General features: G+C 61.0%; 26 protein-coding genes. 18 read left to right on the forward strand and 8 right to left on the reverse strand.

The window, feature by feature from the left end:
* Positions 1–21 precede the first annotated feature (21 nt).
* From BA011_RS27825 to BA011_RS27845, 5 genes are all read left to right on the forward strand, one after another.
* Complete coding sequence (locus tag BA011_RS27825; RefSeq protein WP_065283181.1) at positions 22–1,872, forward strand: DUF2264 domain-containing protein; 1,851 nt, start codon at positions 22–24, stop codon at positions 1,870–1,872.
* 91 nt (positions 1,873–1,963) lie between these two features.
* Complete coding sequence (locus BA011_RS27830) at positions 1,964–2,791, forward strand: hypothetical protein (RefSeq protein WP_065283182.1); 828 nt, start codon at positions 1,964–1,966, stop codon at positions 2,789–2,791.
* Positions 2,788–3,432, forward strand: coding sequence for an RES family NAD+ phosphorylase (locus BA011_RS27835; RefSeq protein ID WP_065283183.1), 645 nt, complete (start codon positions 2,788–2,790; stop codon positions 3,430–3,432). Before BA011_RS27830 ends, BA011_RS27835 begins: the two co-directional genes overlap by 4 nt.
* 230 nt (positions 3,433–3,662) lie before the next feature.
* Positions 3,663–3,926: a hypothetical protein gene (locus BA011_RS27840; RefSeq protein WP_065283184.1), complete on the forward strand. Its 264-nt coding sequence runs from the start codon at positions 3,663–3,665 to the stop codon at positions 3,924–3,926.
* 44 nt (positions 3,927–3,970) lie between these two features.
* A complete protein-coding gene (locus tag BA011_RS27845) occupies positions 3,971–4,240 on the forward strand; it encodes a cyclase (RefSeq protein WP_065283185.1) in 270 nt (89 codons plus the stop codon).
* Between the two features lie 149 nt (positions 4,241–4,389).
* Here the strand turns inward: BA011_RS27845 and BA011_RS27850 are convergent, their stop codons facing one another.
* From BA011_RS27850 to BA011_RS27865, 4 genes are all read right to left on the reverse strand, one after another.
* The gene (locus tag BA011_RS27850) at positions 4,390–4,809 is read right to left on the reverse strand and encodes an HD domain-containing protein (RefSeq protein ID WP_065283547.1); all 420 of its coding nucleotides are present in this window, start codon (positions 4,807–4,809) and stop codon (positions 4,390–4,392) included.
* A gap of 5 nt (positions 4,810–4,814) precedes the next feature.
* The gene (locus BA011_RS27855) at positions 4,815–5,141 is read right to left on the reverse strand and encodes a DUF2934 domain-containing protein (protein WP_065283186.1); all 327 of its coding nucleotides are present in this window, start codon (positions 5,139–5,141) and stop codon (positions 4,815–4,817) included.
* 56 nt (positions 5,142–5,197) lie between these two features.
* On the reverse strand, positions 5,198–5,554 hold the full coding sequence (locus tag BA011_RS27860) for a hypothetical protein (RefSeq protein ID WP_065283187.1): 357 nt from the start codon (positions 5,552–5,554) through the stop codon (positions 5,198–5,200).
* Positions 5,555–5,660: 106 nt separating this feature from the next.
* A complete protein-coding gene (locus BA011_RS27865; protein ID WP_020047251.1) occupies positions 5,661–5,951 on the reverse strand; it encodes a hypothetical protein in 291 nt (96 codons plus the stop codon).
* A gap of 437 nt (positions 5,952–6,388) precedes the next feature.
* On the opposite strand from BA011_RS27865, the gene BA011_RS27870 reads away from it, so the two are divergent.
* The 3 genes from BA011_RS27870 (at position 6,389) to BA011_RS27880 (ending at position 8,773) form a co-directional block, all read left to right on the forward strand.
* The gene (locus tag BA011_RS27870) at positions 6,389–6,703 is read left to right on the forward strand and encodes a co-chaperone GroES (protein WP_065283188.1); all 315 of its coding nucleotides are present in this window, start codon (positions 6,389–6,391) and stop codon (positions 6,701–6,703) included.
* A gap of 154 nt (positions 6,704–6,857) precedes the next feature.
* Positions 6,858–8,486, forward strand: a complete 1,629-nt coding sequence (gene groL / locus BA011_RS27875) for a chaperonin GroEL (protein WP_065283189.1) — start codon at positions 6,858–6,860, stop codon at positions 8,484–8,486.
* 50 nt (positions 8,487–8,536) lie between these two features.
* Positions 8,537–8,773, forward strand: coding sequence for a hypothetical protein (locus BA011_RS27880; RefSeq protein ID WP_065283548.1), 237 nt, complete (start codon positions 8,537–8,539; stop codon positions 8,771–8,773).
* Between the two features lie 56 nt (positions 8,774–8,829).
* On the opposite strand, the gene BA011_RS27885 is transcribed toward BA011_RS27880, so the two are convergent.
* Genes BA011_RS27885 through BA011_RS27895 form a run of 3 tightly spaced genes read right to left on the reverse strand, consistent with a single transcriptional unit; the run spans position 8,830 to position 11,233 of the window.
* Positions 8,830–9,108: a DUF6522 family protein gene (locus tag BA011_RS27885; protein WP_065283190.1), complete on the reverse strand. Its 279-nt coding sequence runs from the start codon at positions 9,106–9,108 to the stop codon at positions 8,830–8,832.
* A 35-nt stretch (positions 9,109–9,143) separates the two neighbouring features.
* The gene (locus tag BA011_RS27890) at positions 9,144–10,274 is read right to left on the reverse strand and encodes an HPP family protein (protein WP_065283191.1); all 1,131 of its coding nucleotides are present in this window, start codon (positions 10,272–10,274) and stop codon (positions 9,144–9,146) included.
* 53 nt (positions 10,275–10,327) lie between these two features.
* Entirely contained in the window at positions 10,328–11,233 is a 906-nt protein-coding gene (locus tag BA011_RS27895; protein ID WP_065283192.1) for a LysR substrate-binding domain-containing protein, read from the reverse strand.
* A 267-nt stretch (positions 11,234–11,500) separates the two neighbouring features.
* Here BA011_RS27895 and BA011_RS27900 point away from each other — a divergent pair, with 267 nt between their 5' ends.
* Together BA011_RS27900 and BA011_RS27905 are read left to right on the forward strand one after the other, a co-directional pair.
* On the forward strand, positions 11,501–11,812 hold the full coding sequence (locus tag BA011_RS27900; RefSeq protein ID WP_065283549.1) for a hypothetical protein: 312 nt from the start codon (positions 11,501–11,503) through the stop codon (positions 11,810–11,812).
* Between the two features lie 240 nt (positions 11,813–12,052).
* Entirely contained in the window at positions 12,053–12,277 is a 225-nt protein-coding gene (locus BA011_RS27905; RefSeq protein ID WP_065283550.1) for a hypothetical protein, read from the forward strand.
* A gap of 30 nt (positions 12,278–12,307) precedes the next feature.
* Here the strand turns inward: BA011_RS27905 and BA011_RS27910 are convergent, their stop codons facing one another.
* Complete coding sequence (locus BA011_RS27910) at positions 12,308–13,228, reverse strand: GNAT family N-acetyltransferase (protein WP_065283193.1); 921 nt, start codon at positions 13,226–13,228, stop codon at positions 12,308–12,310.
* 318 nt (positions 13,229–13,546) lie between these two features.
* Here BA011_RS27910 and argE point away from each other — a divergent pair, with 318 nt between their 5' ends.
* From argE to BA011_RS27950, 8 genes are all read left to right on the forward strand, one after another.
* Positions 13,547–14,668, forward strand: a complete 1,122-nt coding sequence (gene argE, locus BA011_RS27915) for an acetylornithine deacetylase (RefSeq protein WP_065283194.1) — start codon at positions 13,547–13,549, stop codon at positions 14,666–14,668.
* 26 nt (positions 14,669–14,694) lie between these two features.
* Complete coding sequence (locus BA011_RS27920; RefSeq protein WP_065283551.1) at positions 14,695–15,618, forward strand: 2-hydroxyacid dehydrogenase; 924 nt, start codon at positions 14,695–14,697, stop codon at positions 15,616–15,618.
* Between the two features lie 25 nt (positions 15,619–15,643).
* On the forward strand, positions 15,644–15,997 hold the full coding sequence (locus BA011_RS27925; protein WP_065283195.1) for a cupin domain-containing protein: 354 nt from the start codon (positions 15,644–15,646) through the stop codon (positions 15,995–15,997).
* A gap of 130 nt (positions 15,998–16,127) precedes the next feature.
* Complete coding sequence (locus tag BA011_RS27930; RefSeq protein ID WP_065283196.1) at positions 16,128–17,591, forward strand: aldehyde dehydrogenase family protein; 1,464 nt, start codon at positions 16,128–16,130, stop codon at positions 17,589–17,591.
* 9 nt (positions 17,592–17,600) lie between these two features.
* Positions 17,601–18,644 carry a tartrate dehydrogenase gene (locus BA011_RS27935; protein ID WP_065283197.1) on the forward strand — a complete coding sequence of 348 codons (1,044 nt, stop codon included), beginning with the start codon at positions 17,601–17,603 and terminating at the stop codon, positions 18,642–18,644.
* Between the two features lie 15 nt (positions 18,645–18,659).
* Complete coding sequence (locus BA011_RS27940; RefSeq protein ID WP_065283198.1) at positions 18,660–20,117, forward strand: NAD-dependent succinate-semialdehyde dehydrogenase; 1,458 nt, start codon at positions 18,660–18,662, stop codon at positions 20,115–20,117.
* A 227-nt stretch (positions 20,118–20,344) separates the two neighbouring features.
* A complete protein-coding gene (locus BA011_RS27945; RefSeq protein ID WP_065283199.1) occupies positions 20,345–22,300 on the forward strand; it encodes an SARP family transcriptional regulator in 1,956 nt (651 codons plus the stop codon).
* Positions 22,301–22,341: 41 nt separating this feature from the next.
* Positions 22,342–23,370 carry a phosphatase PAP2 family protein gene (locus tag BA011_RS27950; RefSeq protein ID WP_065283200.1) on the forward strand — a complete coding sequence of 343 codons (1,029 nt, stop codon included), beginning with the start codon at positions 22,342–22,344 and terminating at the stop codon, positions 23,368–23,370.
* Positions 23,371–23,403: the final 33 nt, after the last annotated feature.

Genomic DNA, 23,403 nt, shown 5'->3' on the forward strand with positions numbered 1-23,403 from the left:
TCATGAATTTCGAGCCTGATAATGATATATGATCCCGCCCGGGCCAATCCGCTTTTCGGCAATCCCCTGAAGACGCGCGACGACCTTGCCAAGGCAGTCACCGATCTCTTCGAGCCACTGCTGCCGTATTTTTCCGAAGGCGGCGCCCGTGTGCGCCTCGGCGCGGCCTGTGCGATCTTCGATCGGGCGGCGGCGGATCTGGAGGGATTTGCGCGGCCGCTCTGGGGGATCGTTCCGCTCGTTGCCGGCGGCGGCGCATTTTCACATTGGGATCTCTATCGGCGCGGGCTGGCGAACGGGACCAATCCTGCTCATCCCGAATATTGGGGCGATCTTGCCGACCGCAATCAGCGGCTGGTCGAGCTCGCCGCCGTCGGCTTCGCCCTGGCGCTCGTGCCCGAGCACATCTGGGAACCGCTTGACGACAGCGAGAAGAAGACGGTCGCTGCCTATCTTCTCAGAGCGCGCGAGCTGGAATTCATCGACAACAACTGGAAATTCTTCCGCGTGCACATCGACCTCGGGCTGGAACGCGTGAGCGTGGCGTTCGATCACCGGAAAACCGTCGCCTATCTCGACGAATTGGAGGCCTTCGACCTCGGCGACGGTTGGTATCGCGACGGGCCGGTGCGGCGGGTCGATCATTACATTCCCTTCGCCATGCATTTCTACGGCCTGATCTATGCGGTGCTGGCCAAGGGCGACGAGGCGCGCAAGGATCGCTTCCGTGATCGCGCGCGGACATTCGCGGGGGATATTCGCCACTGGTTCGGCCCGGATGGGGCAGCCCTTGCCTTCGGCCGCAGCCAGACCTACCGCTTCGCGGCAGGTGGCTTTTGGGGCGCGCTTGCCTTTGCCGGTGTCGAGGCGCTGCCCTGGGCGGAGATTAAGGGCTATTACATGCGCCATATCCGCTGGTGGTCCGCCATGCCGATTGCCGATCGCGACGGCGTTCTTTCGGTCGGCTACGGCTATCCGAACCTCTTCATCAGCGAGAGCTACAACTCGCCCGGTTCACCCTATTGGGCGCTGAAATTCTTCCTGCCGCTCGCCCTTCCGGGGGATCATCCGTTCTGGGCGGCCGAGGAGGCACCGCAGCCGGAATTTCCGAAGCCGGTTGCGTTGAAGCCGGCGGGAATGGTCGCCATGCACACGCCGGGAAACGTGGTCGTACTCTCCTCAGGGCAGCAGCACGACAAGATGCTCGGCGCAAACGAGAAATATTCGAAATTCGTCTATTCCACGCGCTACGCCTTCAACATCGAAGCCGACGACCGGAATTTCTCCGCCGCAAGCTTCGACGGCATGCTCGGCCTCTCCGACGACGGCGTCCATTTCCGCATGCGAGAAACTCTCGAAGAGGCGTTGATCGCTGGCGACCTGCTCTATTCGCGCTGGCGCCCCTGGAGCGATGTCACGGTCGAAACCTGGTTGCTTCCCGAAAGCCCATGGCACATCCGCATTCACCGCATCGCCACACCACGCGCCCTGACGACCATCGAGGGCGGTTTTGCGATCGAACGCGCGGATTTCAATGCCGATCGCTCCAATGTAGGCGATGGCCGGGCTGTCTGGTACGGGCAGACCGATGTCAGCGCGATCGTCGATCTATCGCCCAATCGAAGGGCCGGCCATGCGATGAGCCCGATACCAAACACCAATCTCATCCACGCCAAGACCCTGCTACCGCAGCTGCGCAGCGACATCGGTCCCGGAACCACCGTGCTCGTAACTGCGGCAATGGCCCTTCCCAGTCGCGAGAATTGGGCAAAAGCGCTCGATAACCCGCCGGCCTACCCCCGCCTCGACGAGGTAGAGCGACTCTTTCGCGAGAAAGGCGCGCGGGTGCCAGCATTCGCCCTCCAGCCGTAGCTGTATGGCCATCCTGACGCTCCCCATTGCAATCGACTTTGCATGACTTAAGTGATATTGAGATGTTCATCATCAATCTCACGTGGCCGAAATGACCGAAGCTCTCTTTTCCGAATTTCTCATGATTGATCGGTCGTCCGCCAACGACGGACGAACCGTGCCATTGGCTGGCCGCCGGCGCAAAGGCGTTGCTCCAGAACGGACCTCGGATGAAAACGCTCTGCGTGATGCGTTCGCGGATGCCTTCCTGCAGACCTTGACGAAGTTCGCCGTCGATCGATCTGCTTTTCCTGAGAACGCGGACCCCGAACTCGCGAAGCTCGCCAGGGCGATGGCAAATGTTGCGGTCGGGGATTCCGTGGTAATCCGCTTGAAACCCGATCTCCCGGAAGGACATCGCAGATCCGTCAAGACCTTCTTCCAGACGATGGTCCGTGTCAGCGGCTCGCTGGAAGAAAGCCGGCTGGAAGACGCGATCAACAAGCTCGCGGATGTTATCCTGCCTGATGAGCTTGGCGAGGCGCGCGGCGCGCTCGCAGCGGACAATCTGGAGCTCAGGGATCGCTTCATCGCTGAGGTGCCGCAGCTCACCAGCGCGGAGATCGGAAACCGCGCCGGCTCAAGCGCGAGAAACCTGTACGCGACTGCGGCGCGCTGGAAGAAAGCCGGCGACATTTTCTCAGTACATCATCGCGGTACCGAATATTTTCCGGCGTTTCAGCTCCGGGACGGACGGCCGCATCCTGCGATCAAGAGGGCGCTTGTGGCGCTTCCAGAAAACCTGTCTCCATGGCAGCGCGCATTCTGGTTCGTTTCAACGAACGGCTGGCTGGACGACAAGGCGCCCATGGATGCGCTTGACGATATCGACGCGGTGGCTGCCGCCGCGGCCCGTGAATGGCAAGAGGTCATTGGGTGAGCCACCCTCCTCTGCCAAGCCCGCCGTCGCCCTTTCCAACGATCAACATCCGGACGATCAAGGCAGGTACGGCGCTCCATCGAAGCCATCTGTCTTCGTTCCGGGCAGGGCAATTCAATCCCTGCAACGGACAGCCGACGCGCTTTGCACCGTTCAACGACGCGCACGGCAATTGTGTCGCGACGCTCTATGCGGCAACGAGCAGAGAGGCGGCCGCCTTCGAGTCGATCTTTCACGACATCGAACCGGCCGCCGCTTTCAAGACCGTCCTGCTTGCCGTTGTCGAAGCGCGGACGGTGAGCGTCATCGCGCCAAAGCGTGATCTACGGCTGGCAAGCCTTTTCGCACCCGATTTGAAAGCTTGGAAACTCAATCGAACGGATCTCATCGAAACGCCGAAGTCGACATATGGCGAGACCGTCCTGTGGGCCGAAGCCATTCATCGGGCGCGCGTAGACATTGACGGGTTGATCTGGACGTCCCGCCAGTGCGACCCCGAACAATGCATCATCCTGTTCGAGGATCGCATGGCAGAGGACCGGCTCGATGTCGTTCAATCCATTGACGCCGGTGCAGATGCTGGTCTCCTTCTCGAACTGCGGGACTATGGGCGCCGTGCGGGCATCACGATCATATCTTAGCGCCAATGACGCTCGCTGACTCCGGAACCGTCACCAAAGCTATTCTCAAAAAACCAATGCGCGCTAACGCCGCCGTCGCATAATATTTTCGAATTACCCAATAGTTATATTTACATCTTCAACTAATGAATAAGAAAAACCCACTCTTCGCAACATTGCTGTAATGAAATCCGGCAAAGCGCAGCAGCATACTCAGCTTTCAGTTTCCGAGATCTTGAGAGGAGGACGCAATGCCTACCATAATGATCTGCCACGACGTCAAAGACACGAAACACTGGCTCGCCTCACCCATCCGCAAGCAGGTATTGGAACCCGTCGGCGTCACGAACATTCGCACGTTTACAGACCCTCAAATGTCCAATCGCGTCGGCTTGGTCATGGACGTTGCAGACATGGAAAAGTTGATGGCCTTCATGCAGACCAAGGCAGCGGCCGATGCGATGGCGAGTGACGGCGTCTTGCCGGAGACCATGACGTTCCTCGTTCAATCGTAACACACATATCGACGAGACTTGGAAATGCAACGCGGGAGGATGATATGACGACATTATTCGTAAGGCACGAGGTCTCCGATTATGCCACCTGGCGCAAGATATATGATGGCTTTTCGCCGGTGCAGAAGGCCAATGGGGTAACGGCGCAAGCCGTTTATCGAGCCATCGACAATCCGAACGATATTACCGTCACCCACGAGTTTGCCACGCTTGAAGCGGCGCAGGCATTCAGCAAGCTGGACGAGCTGAAGACGGCGATGCGCACGGGAGGCGTGCTCGGCGCGCCGACGGTGTGGTTTGCCAACAAAGCATGAAATGCGGCCAAACGGCCTCCGCCGCTGCAAGCGGAGGCCAGGTTGCGGTCGCGGTCGGCACAGGACATGGACGCCGAGGAGTGCGCCCTTGCGCCGATTGCCGACCTTGGTGGCAGTTGCAGGCGAACTGCGCAAATTTGTCCGCGTTCCTATTGTCCGTTCCTGATGTCGCGCAGTTGATCCAGGCCGCGCTGGTATTTTTCCGTTTTCTTGCCAGCTTGTTCGGCCTGCCGGAGATTGTCTTCGAGGTCGGCCCGTTTGACGGGCAAGGCCAGCGCGTTTGATGCCGCACGTCTGACGAAGTCGTCATCCGGTTCGTCCGGCCTCCGTGTCAGAGCATTCACCGCGGAGATGATCGCCGGCGGAAAGCCTTCTTCCCTCAGCCTGTCGAGCGTCCAGCCGCTTCCCTTCTCGACGACGTCATGAAGGTAGGCGACCGTTCGTGTCTCGTCGCCGGAAACGAGAAGCGCTACCCGCTGGCAGTGCTCGAAGAACGGCCGGCCGGTCTTGTCCGCCTGGCCTTCGTGGGCCGTAAGAGCGATCTGGATGGCATGGTCGAGATGCTGCATGGCGATCAAGGCCCTTCGGTCTTCCCGATCTTCCGCCGGGAAGGCTTTTCGCCCGTCGTCATCTCGATGTCAGGGACGGGAGCCGCGGCGGCCTGGACAGGTCTCGCCCGTGGCCGATCGAGATCGCCACTCTCGCCGGCGCCTTGAAGCAGCGCCGCGTCATCCCTGTCGTCTTCATCGAGCAGGTTCTGCAGCGTCTCATTCTCATCCTCGCCGGCAAGTTCGTCGCAGGCTTGAAGCCAATGGCGCTGGTCAGCGCCATCCGGGCGGCCCTCGGCCTCCCAGATTTCGTAGGCACGGCGACGGATCTGCTCGTGCTTGTCTATAGCCATGATCGCCTCCAAGCGCATTGGAACGAGCCGCCCGAAGAGCGGCTCGGCCGCCCTTTTCAGGGCGTGTTGATGGTTGGAAGAAAATCCTCCACCTGCTTGCGTTGATCCTTTGGAAGCGTCTCCACCCGTTCCTTCCAGAACCGTTCGGCCTCCGGCGGATCCTTGTCCCAGTGGCGAACATCGGAGATATTGTCATCGATCATCGACCGGCGGTGGCCGCCGAGACTGAGATATTCTTTCGCAAGCTTCAGGCTTGGGGTTTCGGTGCCGCTATCGCGATCTAATGCCGAACTCACGTTGCGCCGGACGGTCTCCAATGCCCTTTTGCGATCGGTTTCGGCCCGTTCGGTATCGGCGGACCGCGCATCGTCGGTGCCGCTCTCTGGCGGCACGTTGGATCTGGAAGTCATCATGGATCACCTTTCGATGTTGTGATCCAATAACCTTCGCAAGCAGTGAGAGTTCCGCGTGGGTGGCGATTGATTTGAGCGGGCGACCGAGGCGGGCCCGCGGCGGCGATCAATGGACGGCCATGCTCACCATCCGATAGGGGTGCACGGCTTCGAATTGCGAGATCATCGCCGTTGCCTGCTGCAATACGAGCTCGGCATTTTCCGGATCATCACGGGCGAGCTCATCGGCGTTGACGCGGATCGCTTCAGCCATGTTGTTGGAGATTGCCGCAAATTGCGTATTGCCTTCGACAAAGGCCTCACGCGCCGTGTCCTCCAGCGTACGAGCGATATCGACGAGGATTTCCTCGCGTTCCTCGATACTGAGGTCTTTGATTAGTTTGGTGTTCTCTTCCATGTCACTCACTCCTAAAGACGTGGGACGGTGACCGAGCTCATCAAGCCTCGGCCACCAAAGAACTAGGAATGCCGAAATACGGATTCAAGCCTCAATGCCGTTCGCCCTTTTATTCGAACGCAGGAGCCGATTGTCTGTTCCGTGTTGGGCGTTAGCAGTCTCCGGCGGAGAGTGCCAATTTTTCTTTCGTCGCCTCTTGAAATTGCTGAACCCTCGAACCAGATCATTCGCGCAAGGCGCGCGCGCGAACCTGCACCCGCCCGGATTGGTTATCCGGTCCGGCCAGAACAGGATGATTTTAGGCCTGCTCGGACCTAAAATCTGAATCCTGTTCTAATTTAAGAGTTAGAGCATGATGTCGTCCGAAAACCGCGCACACTTTTCGGCATCATGCTCCAAGGGAACAACGCCATCACTGTTCATCGATGGAGGAAGACATGTCGTTTCGACCGCTTCATGACCGTATTCTCGTCCGCCGGGTCGATTCAGAGGAAAAGACCAAGGGCGGCATCATCATTCCCGACACCGCCAAGGAGAAGCCGCAGGAAGGCGAGGTTATCGCCGTCGGCCCCGGCGCACGCAACGAGGCCGGACAGATTCAGGCTCTCGACGTCAAGCCCGGCGATCACATCCTGTTCGGCAAATGGTCCGGCACCGAGATCAAGATCAACGGCGAAGATCTGCTGATCATGAAGGAAAGCGATGTCATGGGGATTATCGAAACCCGGGGCGAAAAGAAGCAGGCCGCCTGAGATTCCTGCGGACATCCGTCGATGCAGGAGCGCATCGGCTTTTCATGGAAACGCAGAACCGCTCCAACCTTTTATTTCCGACGCAATTCCAAACGGAAAACCACGTCGCACTTTTCCAGGAATTGCTCTGGCTGCCTATGAAGGAGTGAGGACAATGGCTGCTAAAGAAATCAAATTCAGCACCGAAGCCCGTGAGAAGATGCTGCGTGGCGTCGACATCCTGGCCAACGCCGTGAAGGCGACCCTCGGCCCGAAAGGCCGCAACGTCGTGATCGAAAGGTCTTTCGGCGCACCGCGCATGACCAAGGATGGGGTTTCGGTCGCCAAGGAAATCGAACTCGAAGACAAGTTCGAAAACATGGGCGCCCAGATGGTCCGCGAAGTCGCCTCGAAGACCAGCGACGTCGCCGGCGACGGCACCACGACTGCGACCGTGCTCGCCCAGGCAATCGTCAAGGAGGGCGCCAAGGCCGTTACTTCGGGCATGAACCCGATGGACCTGAAACGCGGCATCGATCTTGCGGTCGGCGCCATCGTCGCGGAACTGAAGGCCAACGCCCGCAAGATCTCCAACAATTCCGAGATCGCCCAGGTCGGCACGATCTCCGCCAATGGCGATGCCGAAATCGGCCGCTTTTTGGCGGAAGCCATGGAAAGGGTCGGCAATGATGGCGTCATCACGGTCGAAGAAGCCAAGACCGCCGAAACCGAACTCGAAGTCGTCGAAGGCATGCAGTTCGATCGCGGCTATCTCAGCCCCTATTTCGTGACCAATGCCGACAAGATGCGGGTCGAGTTTGAAGACCCCTATATTCTCATCCACGAGAAGAAGCTGTCGAACCTGCAGTCGATGCTCCCGGTTCTCGAAGCCGTCGTCCAATCCAGCAAGCCGCTGCTGATCATCGCTGAAGACGTCGAAGGCGAGGCGCTTGCGACCCTCGTCGTCAACAAGCTGCGCGGCGGCCTGAAGATCGCTGCCGTCAAGGCGCCTGGCTTCGGCGACCGCCGCAAGGCCATGCTGGAAGACATCGCCATCCTGACCGCCGGCACCGTCATCTCCGAAGATCTCGGCATCAAGCTCGAATCCGTCACGCTCGACATGCTCGGCCGTGCCAAGAAGGTGTCGATCGAGAAGGAAAACACCACGATCGTCGATGGGGCAGGCGCCAAGTCCGACATCGAAGGCCGTGTTGCCCAGATCCGCGCCCAGATCGAAGAAACCACGTCCGACTACGACCGCGAGAAGCTGCAGGAGCGCCTTGCCAAGCTCGCCGGCGGCGTTGCCGTCATCCGCGTCGGCGGCTCGACGGAAGTCGAAGTGAAGGAGAAAAAGGATCGCGTCGACGACGCGCTTCATGCAACCCGCGCGGCTGTCGAGGAAGGCATTCTGCCTGGCGGCGGCGTGGCGCTGCTGCGCGCCGTCAAGGCGCTCGACAATGTCAAGACCGCCAATGGCGACCAGCGCGTCGGTGTCGATATCGTCCGGCGCGCGGTCGAGGCGCCGGCTCGCCAGATCGCCGAAAACGCCGGAGCGGAAGGCTCGGTCATCGTCGGCAAGCTGCGCGAGAAAAGCGAATTCTCCTACGGCTGGAACGCTCAGACGGGCGAGTATGGCGACCTCTATGCACAGGGCGTCATCGATCCGGCCAAGGTGGTTCGCACCGCGCTGCAGGATGCGGCTTCCATTGCCGGTCTTCTCGTCACGACGGAGGCCATGATCGCCGAGAAACCCAAGAAGGACGCGCCGCCGCCAATGCCCGCCGGCCCCGGCATGGACTTCTAAAGCTTTTACCGGCCCGCCACACCGGGCGGGCCTTATCGGAGGGAATGGAGATGGTTCAAACGATCAAAACCCGATCGCAGGTACCGCTGGACTCCCGCGATCTTGAAACCTGCCAGCGCGTCTTCGACAAGCTCAGCGCCGATTACGGGATAGAAAGGGACAGCGACGAAGCCGAACGAATGGCGAGCATCGTCATCGAGCTCTACCGACAGGGCGTACGCGACCCCAATCACCTGCAGTCGATGGTCGAAGCGGCCCGCGGCCTCTTCGAAACGAACGAGCGGTAGGGAATGCCGTGCCTGCGCGTAATAAGCACCGCGCGGGACAACATATAATGATGGTGTCAGCGCGGATGCCCTCCGGAGGATTTACCCCGAAGAACGGTCATCTGCTCCTGCTGCACTTCATTTTCATCGTTCAAAATGGCTCGCCAAAGCCTGTTGCCGAGCCGAAGCGACACCCGTTTCGTCCCCTCATGTTCAGCCGTGCCGATTTCCACGGAGCTGACGACGGAGCCATGGCGCATGTGGCGGCGAAGATCGGCGAGCGACAGCCCGAACCGCTCCGCCAGTTCCGATGATTCCAGGATGAAATCGCCATTTGAATCGCGCTCGATCAGCACCGACTTTTTCTCCAGCTACGTCCCACGCCGACCGCTCAGGCCACCGCCGGGATCGCATTGTCTTCCTTCGGCAGCAGTCGCGCTACTGCGCTCAGCAGATCCGTCTGCGATATCAGGCCAAGGATGCGGTAATCGTCATCGACAATGATGACGGCATGCGTGCGCCCGTCCGTCAGAACCGGCAATAGCGACAGAGCAGGATCCGAAGTCCTCGCTACCGCCGGCCTCGAGATCGCATGCGTGATAGTCTCGGTGCTCATGGACAATTCCCGCAAGCCGACGGTGCCGACGAGGCCGCCCTCCGGGTCCTTCACCGGCAGCGTACGGATATTATGCTTCAAGAGAAGATGCCGTGCGGCATCCGGCTCCGAAGCTTCGCCAATGGCGATCACGTCGCGCGACATGATATCGGCACAGCTGATCTTGCCGTTTGAGCGGATGGCCGCTTGCAGCTCGACATGCTGCAACAGCCGGCTAAGGTCTGCCCGGTCGATATCGAAGGTTTCGTCAATCGCTTCGAGGGCCGCATCGACATCCTCCTCGCGAAAACCCACCCGCACCATGGATGGCAGGTCGATCGTCTGATGGGTGTTCTCTGCCGTTTTCGGAACGACATGCGGATAATTCCGTTTGGACAGCTTGTGGAACAGCAGGCCAAGGCCGACGAGAATGCAGGAGTTCAAAGCGACGGGCACGAAGGGAAAGAGGAATCCCCAGCCGGTAACGACAGGGCCACCGAGCACGGCGGTCAGTGCGGCGGCTCCTCCCGGCGGATGAAGGCAGCGCGTGAAGGACATCGCGCCGATGGCAAGCGAAACGCCGACGCCGGTCGCGATGATCGGATCACGAATGAAATAGGCGGCAATGATTCCCATCAGAGCGGAAATGGTATTGCCGCCGATGATCGACCATGGCTGCGCCAGCGGGCTTGCCGGCACCGCGAAAAGAAGCACCGCGGACGCCCCCATCGGCGCGACGATCAAGGGAAGATGCGGCCCCTGCCCGAACAGATAGCCGCTAATGACGCCGGTGAAACCAATGGCCAGCAAAGAGCCGAGACATGCAATCAATCGCTCTCGTAAGGTCGCTCCCGCCAATATGGGTGAGAACAAGCGGAAGCGGCGGAAGCGGCTCGGTCCCACCTTCGGGGAAACGGGATACTGCATGACAAGACCAATTAAGCGAGGATTATCTGGAGGACGAACGGGAAATGTGAGAGCTAGTTTGTTGCCAGCCTGACATCTCTGCCCTTTGTCGCGCTGAGAACTTCGTGGAATGCGTTGAACGCGCTGGGGCGATCACTCTTGCGATAGACGAGCAGCGTCTCGACAGGGCCCAGCTGATGGGTCTGGACAGGCGTCGGCCAGTGCATGAGATCAAGGACGGATCGCGGCATGACACCCGCCGTATTCCCGGTCGCAACACTCGCCAGGATCGCGTGGTAGGAGCCGAGTTCGCTCGTCGGCAGCGCGCTCGATTTGCGCGCCCAGTTTTCGGCGATCCTGCGATAGGTGCAGCCGGGCTCTAGAGCGGCGAGCGATCCGACACGCAGGTCGGCGGCGGATTTGATGGAGGGATGCCCGGACGGCAACACGATCAACAGGTCCTCGACGAAGACCGGCTCCATCTCCAGCGCCTTGAGTTCGGCATCGAAACCGGAGACTTCCTCCCGCATCGTCTTCGGCGGGCGGGCAATCAGCGCGCAATCCAGCGCATCGGAGAGAACGTCGCGGGTCAGATCGCGGGACGCTCCCATCGTCAGATGAAGCGAAACACCGGGCCACATCTGATTGAATTGCGTCAGCGCCGCCGGCAGCCTGCTTGCCGCCGTGCTCTCCATGGTGCCGACCCGCAATGTCCCCGATGGAGCGAGAGGCCGCACGGCCTGGCGCGCTTCGAGCGCAAGCGCCATAAGCCGGTTGGCATAGCCGAGAAACGTCTCACCCTCCCGTGTCAACGTCATCTTCTTGCCGTCACGGCTGAAGAGGGAAACGCCGAGGTCCTCCTCCAACTGCTGGATGCGCGTCGTCACATTCGACGGCACCCGCCCGACGGCCTTGGCAGCCTTCGTCACGCTGCGGTCGCTGGCAACGGCGAGGAATATCTCGATCGATGAAAGGTCCAATGAAAAGATCTCGTTTCCGGAATTAAGGCGATAGATAATTCTCTATATAAAAATCATTGCATCAGCTCAAGCCGGTTTCGGCATCGGACGAAAAAACGCCATCCGCGGACCGGACAGGCAAGCGATTGCCGAAAAAAGGATCGCGACGCCGAGGAAATAGCCATGCAAACCGCGGCATTGCCTCTGCAGGACGAGGATCTTAGATTTGAGACTGGCATGCGGTTTGCATCCGCAAGGCCATCTGCAGATCGATCGGCGACGACCTTAATGTTGCAACTTGTCTTGACCTGTCTTCTTCTGAGCGTCGCTTCAGGCTTGAGCATGCGGCGTTTTCTTCTGCCGTATTTTTCAAGCGGCGATCTCGCCGAGAAATCTGCCCCCGTGACAATCGTCGCAAGCGCCGTCTTTCTGGCGGCAATCGCTTTCACAGTCTCCGATCAGAATCTCTGGGCAAAATCCGTCATCCTGCTGCTCGGCCTTTCGCTGGCGGCGATGTTCGACGATGCGAGACCCCGGCTGACGATCGCCCTCTCCGCCGTCAGTTTGGCGGCCTATCTCGGGCTGCGTTCGATTAGCTGAGCCATCCAACCATCACGCAAACAGATCAGTGGTGATTGAACACCGCAGCTCATTGCCCGGTGCCGAAGCCCAATCGATGCGTTGCATCCACCGACGAAGTCACTCGTCAACAGAGCCACATCTTACAACCTGAAACATCCCCCGACCGCGGACGAGGAAGACTTCGCGCAATACGGGAAAATGATCTCCATTGAAGAATATTCTCTCGCTGTTATTCTCCATCATAGAACATTTGTGTCGATGATGGGGAGGAGAGCGGAGATCATGGACAGCGACCCGGCAGGAAAAATCTGGTCGGAATGGTACGCGTGGCATCCTGTCTCGCCGATCGATGACTCAGTGTTCTGGCTCGAGACCGTATACCGCAAGGAAAGCCCGGAGGGTTTCTGGCAATATCGTTCGTTCCGGCCCGAATTCGAACGTCAGCAGGCTCTGACCTGCATACCCATCTGTCCCGGCGCCTAAAACCCGACAACGATCGTCAGTAGGCTTGCGTCAACCGAGTGCCTGGCTGACGAGCGCATAGGTTTTCGGCTCGGGCGCCACCGCGCGTCCGGCAACCGGAAGCCAAGGGCCACCGAGCGACATGGTCGTCACGATATCGTAAACGGGAAGACCGCAGCGGGAAAGGAAATCGGAAAAAGCTCCGCCCTGCTCGCGTGTGTCGAGGCGCAGGAACGCTCCTGCGTGCTCGGCTGCATGCGGGCGGACGACGGCGATCGCGTCGGCGTCACTGCGCGCCACAACAGGACCGATGACATGGCCGCGCCCGAACCGCCGGCAAAGCGAGAAGGCCTCGATCCGGCCGGCGCGGCTCAACACGATGCCCTTGGAATTCGCCAGGAGCCGGGCCAGCAGCAGTTTACGATCCGTACCGAAGGCCACACAATCCAATTCGGCGATCGCTTCCAGATCCCCAGCCTCCACGGCCCGTATCACGGCGCCGGACGGCGGATCCACATCCGGCGGCGATATCGCTTCGCCGTGGCATTGAAAGACCAGCGCCTCCCGAACAAAATTCAAGGATCGATAGAGACGGCGCGCTGCGCGCGTCGCATTCAACCCGAGGTTCCGCCCGGCGACCTGATTCAGCGCGTGCCCCATCAACCATTGCCCGGCGCCATTGGTTTGAAGACGCGGCGAGGTGATGACCATACCGACCGTGGCAAATTGCGCGTCATAGGGAAACCACATGGCAGAGCCCAGGATACGGCCGATGTCATCGATCGCCACGATGCCCTGGCCGAACTCCCGCAGGAACTGCCAGTCTTCGCCGCGATGCGGCCATGCGACGGTCATCGAAAGCGCGTGCAACTGGTCAAGGGCAACGCTGTCGATCCCGGCGATATGCGTCTCGAAACTATCGACGAACCTGGATTCGGATGTCAGTTCACTCACTCCCGCCCCCTGCTGCATTTTTTTGGCCAAGTCTGCGCCCGGAAACTTCTCCGCCCAGACTAGAACAGATCGTTCGATACAATTCACTGGTGAAGCCTGCGCAAACACAACAATCGACCAAATCCCGATGCGCTTTCGGCAAGTAACGCCTGCGCCTCCCTCTAGACTCATTGACAGATCCAGCGGCCGGAGTCGCTGTTCACTGTGAGAGCCCGGAAATGTCACCTCCCTCAGCCCTGTTGCAAACACCTCTAACATCTCGCTGGGCCGAATTGTCGTTTCCGTCGGCGGCATGGCCGCCGTCTCGGCAGGCAGGGCCTGCTTGTGAGGTCGCTCATGCCGGCCATTGAAACTCTCGAAAGGCTCGTTGGCTTCCCCTCCGTCGTTGGCACCCCGAACGGCGAGATCGTGGCATGGATCCGGCATTATCTGCAAAGCCACGGCGCCGTCGTCACGGAGCTTCCCGGCCCGGAGGGCGATCGCTCGAACCTCTTCGCCACAATCGGCCCAAAGGGGGAGCCGGGCTATATCCTCTCAGGCCATATGGACGTGGTCCCCGCCGCCGAAAGCGGTTGGACCAGCGACCCGTTTCGCCTGCGCGCCGAAGCGGACCGCCTCTACGGTCGCGGCGCCACGGATATGAAGGGCTTCCTGGCCGCGGTTCTCGCGGCCGTCCCCGCGCTGGCGGCCACACCGCTTCGCCGCCCCGTCCACCTTGCCTTTTCTTATGACGAGGAGGCCGGCTGCCGCGGCGTGCCGCACATGATCGCCCGCCTGCCGGAGCTCTGTGCAACTCCGCTTGGCGCAATCATCGGCGAGCCGAGCGGCATGCGGGCGATCCGCGCCCACAAGGGCAAGGCCGCCGCCCGGCTGACGGTCAGGGGCCGGTCCGGCCACTCTTCGCGCCCGGACCAGGGACTGAACGCAATCCATGCCATCACCGACGTCCTGGCTTGCGCTACAGCCGAAGCCGAACGGCTCGTCTCCGGTCCGTTCGAGCCTGTCTTCGAACCGCCCTACTCCTCGCTTCAGGTCGGCACGCTGAAGGGCGGCCAGGCGGTCAACATCATTCCCGACAGTTGCGAGGCCGAGTTCGAAGCGCGGGCTATTTCCGGCGTCGATCCGATCACGCTGCTGGCCCCACTGCGAGCGGCGGCCGAAGCGCTATCGCGGCGAGGCTTTCAGATGGAATGGCGCGAACTCAGCGCCTATCCGGCGCTTTCGCTTGCCGCCGATGCGCCGCTTGCGGCGCTGCTCCGCGAACTGACCGGCAGCGAGCCGCTCGCTGCCGTCAGCTACGGCACGGAGGCCGGCCTTTTCCAGCGCGCCGGCATCGATGCGATCATCTGCGGACCGGGCGACATCGGCCGCGCCCACAAGCCGGACGAATTCATCCTCGCCAGCGAACTGCTCGCCTGCCAGGCGATGGTCGAGGCGCTTGGCCGCCGCTGCACCTGATGACATCGGATCAAGGAGCCGACGCCATGACCTTTCTCTTCAATTCCGATGCGAAGCGCGGCGCCATCTTCGCCGAAGCCTTCGCGCGCGAAATGCCCGACATTGCTTTCTCCATGGATCCCAAATCGGTCGAACCGGACGCCGTGCGCTACCTGATCACCTGGACCGTGCCGGATGATCTCGCACGCTATCGCAATCTCGAAATCCTGTTTTCGATCGGCGCCGGCATCGACCAGTTCCATATCGATGCGGTTCCGGCGTCGGTGAAGGTGGTGCGCATGGTCGAGGACGGCATTGTCAGGATGATGCAGGAATATGTGACGCTGGCAGTCCTTGCGCTGCATCGCGACCTGCCGGCCTATCTCGACCAGCAGCGGCGCCGGACCTGGCAGACGATCGCTTCTAGGCAGGCCTCGGAACGCCGCATCGCCGTGCTCGGCCTCGGCATGCTTGGCAGCGCCGTGCTCGAACGGTTGCAGCCCTTCGGCTTTCCGCTTTCGGGCTGGAGCCGCAACCCGCGCGAAATCAACGACATCCGATGCCTGAGCGGCCGGGACGGCCTCGACATTCTGCTTGCAACCACCGACATTCTCGTCTGCCTGCTGCCACTGACGGACGAAACGCGCGGCTTCCTGAATGCCGAGCTTTTCGCCGGACTGCCGGCCGGCGCAGCACTCGTCCATGTCGGCCGCGGCCCTCAGCTCGACCATCAGGCGCTCGTCGACGCGCTCGACGCCGGGCATCTCTCCGGCGCCGTCGTCGACGTCACCGATCCGGAGCCGCTGCCTGCGGACCACGCCTTCTGGAACCATCCAAAGATACTGTTGACGCCGCATATTGCGAGCGTCACCCAGCCTGAAACCGCCGCGGCGGCCGTAATCGCCAACATCAAGCGGCACCAGGCGGGCCTCGATCCCATCGGTTTGGTCGATCGCAACCGCGGCTACTGAGTTCTCAACCTAGGAAAGCAAAATCATGTCCCTCCTCAAGACGATCGACACCAACCCATCCTTCGCGCCGCGCGAATCCGGCCCCCTGCCCGAACGGCTGATCTCGGGCAATCCTGCCTTCAAGACCTGGGCGCAGGACGTTGCTCGCGGCGAGACGGTTCATAGTGGCGTCTGGGAAGCGACACCCGGCGCGACGCGCTCGATTAAGGGTGAGACGTTCGAATTCTGCCATATCCTGTCCGGCCTGGTCGAACTCACGCCGGAAGGTGGTGAACCGGTAGTCTACAAGGCCGGCGACAGCTTCGTCATGAAGCCGGGCTTCGTTGGCGTCTGGAAGACGATCGAGACAGTGCGCAAGATCTACGTCACCGTATCGTGATGCCGACGCCGTAGATTTGACTGCGGCGGCGGCGAAAACGCAATTTTTCGCCGCTGCGGCATCGCCGGTCGATGCATGCTGCTCGCCTTCCCCGGTTAGGCTTGCCTCAGCCCCATCCCGAGGACATGCGATGACACTTAGCTTCGATCCGAACACGATTTCCCTGCCCGTCGGACATTTCATCGGCGGCCGGCTGGTTCCGGCAGAAGCCGTCATCGACATGCATCGCCCATCCGACGGCAAGGCCTATGCCGGCTGCCCGCTGGCCGACGAGGCGCTTGTCGACCACGCCGTCGAAACCGCCAGAGAAGCGTTGAAGACGAGCAATTGGGGTGGTGTACGGCCGCGCGAGCGCACCGTGGTGCTGCAGCGCTGGGCGGACCTGATCGAAGCCGAGGCGGAGACCCTCGCCAGGCTGGAAGCACTTTCCTCGACACGGCCCGTCGGTCATCTCGTCGCCGGCGATATCGCCGTCACCGCTGAGCAAATCCGCTTCTTTGCCGAATTCGCCGACAAGGAAGGCGGCGACCTGGTCCCGACTGACGATGCGAATTTCGGCATGATCATGACGGAACCCTATGGCGTCGTCGGCGCCATCACGCCCTGGAATTTTCCCTTGTCCATGGCCGGCTGGAAGCTCGGCCCGGCGTTGGCGGCAGGTAATGCGGTGGTGTTGAAGCCATCGGAAATGACGCCGTTTTCGACGCTCTATCTCGCCGAACTTTCGGTGCGAGCCGGCCTGCCGGCCGGTCTCGTCAACATCGTGCTCGGCGACGGCCCGACCACCGGAAATGCGATCACCGGACATCCCGGCATCTCCAAGGTCAGCTTCACCGGCTCGACTGCGGCCGGCGCGGCAATCATGACCAACATCGCCCGCACCGGCATAAAGCCGATGACGCTCGAACTCGGCGGCAAGAGCCCGCAGCTGGTCTTCGCCGATGCCGATCTCGAGCTTGCGGCAGGCGCAATCGCCGGCAGCATTCTCTACAACGCCGGTCAGGCCTGCGTTTGCGGATCCCGCCTGATCGTCGAGGCGAAGGTGGCGGACGCGCTCGCAGCCGCACTCGTCGAGAGGCTGGCGGCCATCCGCCCCGGCCCCACCTGGGACGAGGCGACCGATTATTCGCCCGTCATCTCCGAACGACAGATCGCCCGCATGGACGGCATCATCCGTGCCGCCATCGACGGTGGCGCCGAGTGCCTCACCGGTGGCCGCCGGCTCGCCCGCGAAGGTTATTTCTACGCACCGACCCTGATTTCGGGGGTGACGGCAACGTCGCCGGCGGTTCTGGAGGAAATCTTTGGACCGGTGCTGACCATTCAGACTTTCGAGGACGAGGAGGAAGCGCTGGGGCTCGCCGACCATCCGGCCTACGGGCTTGCCGCCGGCCTCTTCACCCGCGATCTCTCGCGTGCCATCCGCGTGACCCGCCGCCTGCAGGCCGGCACCGTCTGGGTCAACCGCTACGGCCGCTCACGCGACCATATCCTGCCGACCGGCGGCTACAAGCAGTCCGGCATCGGCAAGGATCTCGGCCGCGACGCCTATCTCGCCAACCGCAAGAGCAAGAGTGTGCTCATCAGCCTGTGAGGATCTGCGATGAAAACCTACAAAATCGCCCTTCTGCCCGGAGACGGCATCGGCCGCGACGTGACGGCAGCGGCCTGGGCCGTGCTTGAAAAGGCAGCTCGCCTGAACGGATTTTCTCTTGATGCAACCAGCTATCCCTGGTCCTGCGACTACTATCTGGAGAATGGCAGCATGATGCCCGCCGATGGCATCGAAACGCTCAGATCCTTCGATGCCATCCTGCTCGGCGCCGTCGGCTGGCCTCGCAAAGTACCGGATTCGGTATCGCTGCACGGACTTCTGCTGCCGATCCGCAAGGCCTTCGTGCAATACGCCAATATCCGCCCGCACCGGTTGCTGCCGGGTGTGCAGGGGCCGTTGCGGTCCGCTGGCTTCGACATCCTCTGCATTCGTGAAAATACCGAGGGCGAATATTCCGGCGCCGGTGGCCGGGTCCACCAGGGCGCCGATAATGAGGTGGCGGTCGAGACCTCGATTTTCACCCGTATGGGGGTCGAGCGCATCCTGCGCTTCGGCTTTGAGCAAGCACGGGCGCGACGCGGCAAGCTTGCCTCGGTGACGAAGTCCAACGCCCAGAAATATTCGATGGTCTTCTGGGACGAGATCACCCAGAGGCTTTCCGCGGAATATCCCGATGTCGAGGTGACCAGCTACCATATCGACGCCATGGCCGCCCGCATGGTCATGGCGCCTGATAGTCTCGACGTCGTGGTCGCCTCCAACCTGTTCGGCGATATCCTGACCGACCTCGGCGCCGCTATCCAGGGCGGGCTCGGTTTTGCCGCCTCCGCCAACATCAATCCCGATCGCTCAGCGCCATCGATGTTCGAACCGGTCCACGGCTCGGCGCCCGATATCGCCGATCTCGGCATCGCCAATCCGATCGCCGCCATCTGGTCGGGCGCAATGATGCTGGAGTATCTCGGAGAAGAGGCCGCCGCCGCAAGGGTGATGGCATCAATCGAGGCGACAACAGCACGCGGCATCGGCGCAATTCCCGGCAAGGACAAGACCGACGCGATCACAGCATCGGTACTTTCGGCACTTGGCTGATCAATGGAGAACAGAATGAACGGATTAAGGGATAGCAGCCTGCTTCGCCAGCAGGGACTGATTGACGGAGAATGGCGCGGAGCTGAAACCGGGCGCACGATCGAGGTGATCGACCCCGCAACGCAGCATGTACTGGGCACGGTGCCCGACATGGACGAAGCCGATACGAGGGCGGCAATCGCGGCGGCGGAAAAGGCCTTTGCTCCATGGCGCGCAAAGACCAATGCCGAACGCGGTGCGTTGCTGGAAGCCTGGCACGATCTGATGCTCGAAAATATCGAGGACTTGGCGCTGATCCTCACCCGTGAGCAGGGCAAGCCGCTGACGGAAGCGCGCGGTGAAATCCGCTACGGCGCCTCGTTCATCAAATGGTTTTCCGAGGAGGCGCGCCGCATCGGCGGAACGACCATTCCCTCGCCGACGGCGGATCGGCGGATCGTCGTTCTGAAGGAGCCCGTCGGCGTGTCGGCGATCATCACGCCGTGGAATTTTCCGAATGCGATGATCACCCGCAAGGTCGGGCCGGCCCTCGCCGCAGGCTGCACGGTCGTCGTCAAGCCATCGGACCTCACCCCTTATTCGGCGTTGGCGCTCGGCGTATTGGCGGAGCGCGCCGGCATCCCCAAGGGGGTGATCAATATCGTCACCGGCATGCCGGCCGGCATCGGCGACGAACTAATGGCGAACCAGACGGTCCGCAAGATCTCTTTCACCGGCTCGACCCGCGTCGGCTCACTGCTGATGCGCGGCGCGGCCGACAGCATCAAGCGGCTCAGCCTCGAACTCGGCGGCAACGCACCCTTCATCGTCTTCGACGACGCCGATCTCGATCTTGCCGTGGAAGGCGCGATCGCATCGAAATTCCGCAATGGCGGGCAGACCTGCGTCTGCGCCAACCGGCTTCTCGTCCAGTCCAGCGTCTATGAGGCCTTTGCCGCCAAACTTTCCGCGCGCGTATCGGCCATGAAGGTCGGGGCCGGCACGGATGCCGGCACCGATATAGGGCCGATGATCAACAAGGCAGCGATCGAGAAGATCAAGCGTCATGTCGACGATGCTGTGGAAAAGGGAGCGAGGATCCTCGCCACAGCGGGTTCCGTGCCTGAAGGCGATCAATATGCGGTGCCGATGGTGCTCGGCGGTGCGACGACCGAGATGCAGCTTGCCAGCGAAGAGACCTTCGGACCCGTTGCCCCGCTTTTCCGTTTCGACAACGAGGACGAGGCGATCCGCATCGCCAACGCCACGCCCTTCGGCCTTGCGGCCTATTTCTACACCGGAAGCCTGAAACGCTCCTGGCGTGTCGCCGAAGCACTGGAATTCGGGATGATTGGCCTGAACACAGGGGCGATCTCGACCGAGGTCGCTCCCTTCGGCGGCGTCAAACAATCCGGTCTTGGCCGCGAGGGCGCGCAGTGCGGCATCGAGGAATATCTCGAAATGAAGAGCTTCCACATCGGCGGGCTCGCCTGACTAAAGGAAAATAAAAGAGCGCCGGGACATCATCCCGGCGCCGGATGATCGGAGCGACTTTCGATGCTCCTGCTGGAGCAACTCCGACACGTCGTTTTTAAGTACTCCGCAGCCTTTGGCGGATGCCTGCAAAATTACGGTGCCCAAACAACATTTCATTGACGCTGCTTTGACGGCAGGATGCTACGGCCGGTTTGCGAAGTTACGCAGAGGGATTTCAACCGGTTATGCTTCAGTTCGATCATCGTCATAGCATAGATTTACATTTCGCAATCCCGGTTTCCCTTTCCGGTTGCTTGCCAGGAGCCGAAGTTGTGGCAGACTGGCCCCTGGATGCTAGGTCTTCCGGCCGCCAAACGAGCGTATCGGAGGCAGCGGGGGCGGGGCCGGTGGATCGCATAAACAAGGAGCACTATCCGTTTCGGATGTTCCTGCTCGGGCCTTTTGCCCTTGTGGACGCCGGGGGGCGGTCGGTTGCTCCGAAATCCAAAAAGGCACAGGCTCTTCTGGCAATGCTTGCATTGTCCACCCGAGGCTCGCGCTCGAGAATCTGGCTTAGGGACAAGTTATGGAGCGATCGCTCCGACGACCAGGCGGCAGCCAGTCTACGCCAGGCGCTTTTGGACATTCATAAGAGTCTGGGGTCGGCACGTGATCTCCTGATTGCGGATAAGAATACCGTTTGGCTGGATACGGACCGACTCGTGCTCGATACCGACCTGGTGGTTCGGACGGAGCGGTCTCCGGATCAAGTCACCGACGAATTGCTCGAAGGTATCGACATCCGCGATCCCGAATTCGAGGACTGGTTGGCGCTGGAACGGCAAAACTGGTATCGCCGCCTCGATGAAGGACAAGTCCACGACGTCTTCGAGCCGCGACAGCAGCCGAGCCGCGATATCGCCAAACAATCCGCCCTGCTGCCTTTAACGGGCGCCCCAGATACATCCAGAACAGGCAAACCCGTGGACATCGCCAGCAGCGGCCCATATGGGCGGCGGGGAGGCGGTGGCTGGCAATGGATGATGGCTCTTCTGTCCCCCATCGTGGTGGGTGCCGGAGAGGGCGGACAAATTGCTGCGACACGATTCCAGAACCTCATTGCAAAAGCCATCATCGATGGGCTGGGCTTTGGCGTCACCGACCTCTCCTTTACCTTGCCGCATACTGAAGAGAGCGAACAGCAGATCAGCCTTCCCGTATGCCTACAGCTTCGCCTGACGTTTGATGGTGACATGGTGCTGATCGAACTGGTGATGAAGCACCTGATCAACAACCGTATTCATTGGCTGGGCAGTCAGGCAATCAACCGCACGCAGTTCGAGCGGGGCGAGTTCGGCATCGCCGCTGCGCTGATCAGCCAGGCCGTCGATCAGCTGGCCTATTTCCAGGAGATCCAGGCTACCGACAGCCGATTGTCGCAAGACGGTCTCCTGATCGACGCCGTCAATGCGATCTTTCGGCTGTCGCGCGACGACCTCGATAACGCGGAGCGGCGCCTGGAAGAACAGATCCAGTATCAGCCGCGATCATCGACTTTTGCCTGGCTGTCATTCATTCGAACTTTCCAGGTCGGCCAACGTTTCAACGCGCTGGACGCGCATCTGATCGAGGAAGCCCAGGCCTATGCACGCAAGGCGTTGGAACTCGATCCGCAGAATTCCGTGTCGCTCGCGCTCGTCGGCCACGTCCATTCGTTCCTGTTCGGCGAATACGACTATGCGGCCAACCTGTTCGAAAAATCGATCCGCCTGAATCCGGCCCTGCCGCTCGGTTGGGACCTCTACGCGATGCTGCACTGCTATGCAGGCCAGCCCGACAAGGCGGTGGCGATGGCGCGTTGGGTACAAGAGCTCGGCGTCTACAGCCCGCATAAATATTACTTCGATACGACCAAATGCATTGCGGCAGCGCTTGCAGGCGATCATGCCGCAGCCATAGCTGCGGGCGAAGAAGCCCTGCGGGCACGGCCGAACTTCAACAGCCTGCTGCGCTATCTTGCCTCCAGTCATGCCCATTCCAACGATCTCGGCGGCGCGCGACATTACCTGCAGCGTCTTGAGACGGTCGAGGGCGACTTCTCCATCAACGCCTTCCGCGGCAGCGGCTATCCGCTGCTCGACACAGGCGGCGGCCAGATCTTGATCGACGGCCTGCTCAAGGCCGGCGCCAAGCTGCGCTGAACCCCGGACAATTCTTCACATCATCGCGCAAGGAGGCTGCAATGGAAGCGGACACTGCCCACGAATCGCAATCAAAATTAGTTTTATTTCTGAACAGTTATAAATTCAGGATTGAGCCGGATACGGTCCTTCCATGCGAACCGAGGGACGATGCCGGTGCTGATCCTCTCGCCGGTGCGTTGCCGGCTGCACCCGATGCAGCCTCCGAACCTGCATTTTTTCCCGGCACGGGCGAAGATGAATCGCTTCTAGCAGGGCCTATGATGGCGACGATGGCCGTAGCCTCGGTCCTCAACAAGAGCGTGGCGAACAAGTCGGTGCTCAACAAGGCGTCGCTGAACAAAAACAAGAACAAAAATAAGAATAAGAACAAGAACAAGTCGACGATGGATGGCGGTAGCCTCGGCGCATCGCAGCTTGTCCCCTCCTTCGAGCTGCGCAGGCTTCACCAGCAGCCGTCACGCAACGCCTATACCGCGGCGCGGCGCTTCACCTGGGAAATGCTGGATATACTTCCACCGCCCGGCCCGGATTATACCCGCCTCGAAACGACGGTGCTGCTGTCTATGCAACGCCGCGACCGCGAACGCGTGCGGCGCCTGCCCGACATCCAAATCGAGTCGACGATCTCCGTGGGGGAATTCACCCGGGCATTGCATATCGAGGATATCGGCGGTTTCGAGCAGACGGAAGGGCTTTTCCAGGCGATCCTGACGGCATGCGAATATGTCGGACTGATCTACAAGAGCCAGTTCAACCGGCTGCGGCCAAACCAGTTTGAGCCCATGCTACGGCCGTTGCTGGCCGTGCCGGTCCACGAGTCCTATCCCAGCAACCATTCGTTCCAGTGCTTTTCGATCGCCTTCGCGTTCTCGACGATCCTGCCGGAACATCCGGCCACCGACGAGCTTGCCCGCATTGCCCAGAACGTCGCCGAAAATCGCGAATGGGCCGGCCTGCACTATCCGAGCGACACGCAGGCAGGGCGAGATCTCGCCCGACGCTTCGCTCCCTACCTCCACGACGCGTTCGGTCCTCTGTTCCAGGCCGTACACGACGAATGGGTCTGAATTCGCCAGCTGCTGCTCAACAGGGTTACAATC

Origin of the sequence: Rhizobium leguminosarum (genome assembly GCF_001679785.1) — a bacterium.
GTDB lineage: Bacteria > Pseudomonadota > Alphaproteobacteria > Rhizobiales > Rhizobiaceae > Rhizobium > Rhizobium leguminosarum_R.

Coding starts and splice junctions, on each gene's coding strand:
- BA011_RS27825 (WP_065283181.1), top strand. CDS start 22: ATGATATATGATCCCGCCCGGGCCAATCCGCTTTTCGGCAATCCCCTG.
- BA011_RS27830 (WP_065283182.1), top strand. CDS start 1,964: ATGACCGAAGCTCTCTTTTCCGAATTTCTCATGATTGATCGGTCGTCC.
- BA011_RS27840 (WP_065283184.1), top strand. CDS start 3,663: ATGCCTACCATAATGATCTGCCACGACGTCAAAGACACGAAACACTGG.
- BA011_RS27845 (WP_065283185.1), top strand. CDS start 3,971: ATGACGACATTATTCGTAAGGCACGAGGTCTCCGATTATGCCACCTGG.
- BA011_RS27850 (WP_065283547.1), bottom strand. CDS start 4,809: ATGCAGCATCTCGACCATGCCATCCAGATCGCTCTTACGGCCCACGAA.
- BA011_RS27855 (WP_065283186.1), bottom strand. CDS start 5,141: ATGGCTATAGACAAGCACGAGCAGATCCGTCGCCGTGCCTACGAAATC.
- BA011_RS27860 (WP_065283187.1), bottom strand. CDS start 5,554: ATGATGACTTCCAGATCCAACGTGCCGCCAGAGAGCGGCACCGACGAT.
- BA011_RS27865 (WP_020047251.1), bottom strand. CDS start 5,951: ATGGAAGAGAACACCAAACTAATCAAAGACCTCAGTATCGAGGAACGC.
- BA011_RS27870 (WP_065283188.1), top strand. CDS start 6,389: ATGTCGTTTCGACCGCTTCATGACCGTATTCTCGTCCGCCGGGTCGAT.
- groL (WP_065283189.1), top strand. CDS start 6,858: ATGGCTGCTAAAGAAATCAAATTCAGCACCGAAGCCCGTGAGAAGATG.
- BA011_RS27880 (WP_065283548.1), top strand. CDS start 8,537: ATGGTTCAAACGATCAAAACCCGATCGCAGGTACCGCTGGACTCCCGC.
- BA011_RS27890 (WP_065283191.1), bottom strand. CDS start 10,274: ATGCAGTATCCCGTTTCCCCGAAGGTGGGACCGAGCCGCTTCCGCCGC.
- BA011_RS27900 (WP_065283549.1), top strand. CDS start 11,501: ATGTTGCAACTTGTCTTGACCTGTCTTCTTCTGAGCGTCGCTTCAGGC.
- BA011_RS27905 (WP_065283550.1), top strand. CDS start 12,053: ATGATGGGGAGGAGAGCGGAGATCATGGACAGCGACCCGGCAGGAAAA.
- BA011_RS27910 (WP_065283193.1), bottom strand. CDS start 13,228: ATGCAGCAGGGGGCGGGAGTGAGTGAACTGACATCCGAATCCAGGTTC.
- argE (WP_065283194.1), top strand. CDS start 13,547: ATGCCGGCCATTGAAACTCTCGAAAGGCTCGTTGGCTTCCCCTCCGTC.
- BA011_RS27920 (WP_065283551.1), top strand. CDS start 14,695: ATGACCTTTCTCTTCAATTCCGATGCGAAGCGCGGCGCCATCTTCGCC.
- BA011_RS27925 (WP_065283195.1), top strand. CDS start 15,644: ATGTCCCTCCTCAAGACGATCGACACCAACCCATCCTTCGCGCCGCGC.
- BA011_RS27930 (WP_065283196.1), top strand. CDS start 16,128: ATGACACTTAGCTTCGATCCGAACACGATTTCCCTGCCCGTCGGACAT.
- BA011_RS27935 (WP_065283197.1), top strand. CDS start 17,601: ATGAAAACCTACAAAATCGCCCTTCTGCCCGGAGACGGCATCGGCCGC.
- BA011_RS27940 (WP_065283198.1), top strand. CDS start 18,660: ATGAACGGATTAAGGGATAGCAGCCTGCTTCGCCAGCAGGGACTGATT.
- BA011_RS27945 (WP_065283199.1), top strand. CDS start 20,345: ATGCTTCAGTTCGATCATCGTCATAGCATAGATTTACATTTCGCAATC.
- BA011_RS27950 (WP_065283200.1), top strand. CDS start 22,342: ATGGAAGCGGACACTGCCCACGAATCGCAATCAAAATTAGTTTTATTT.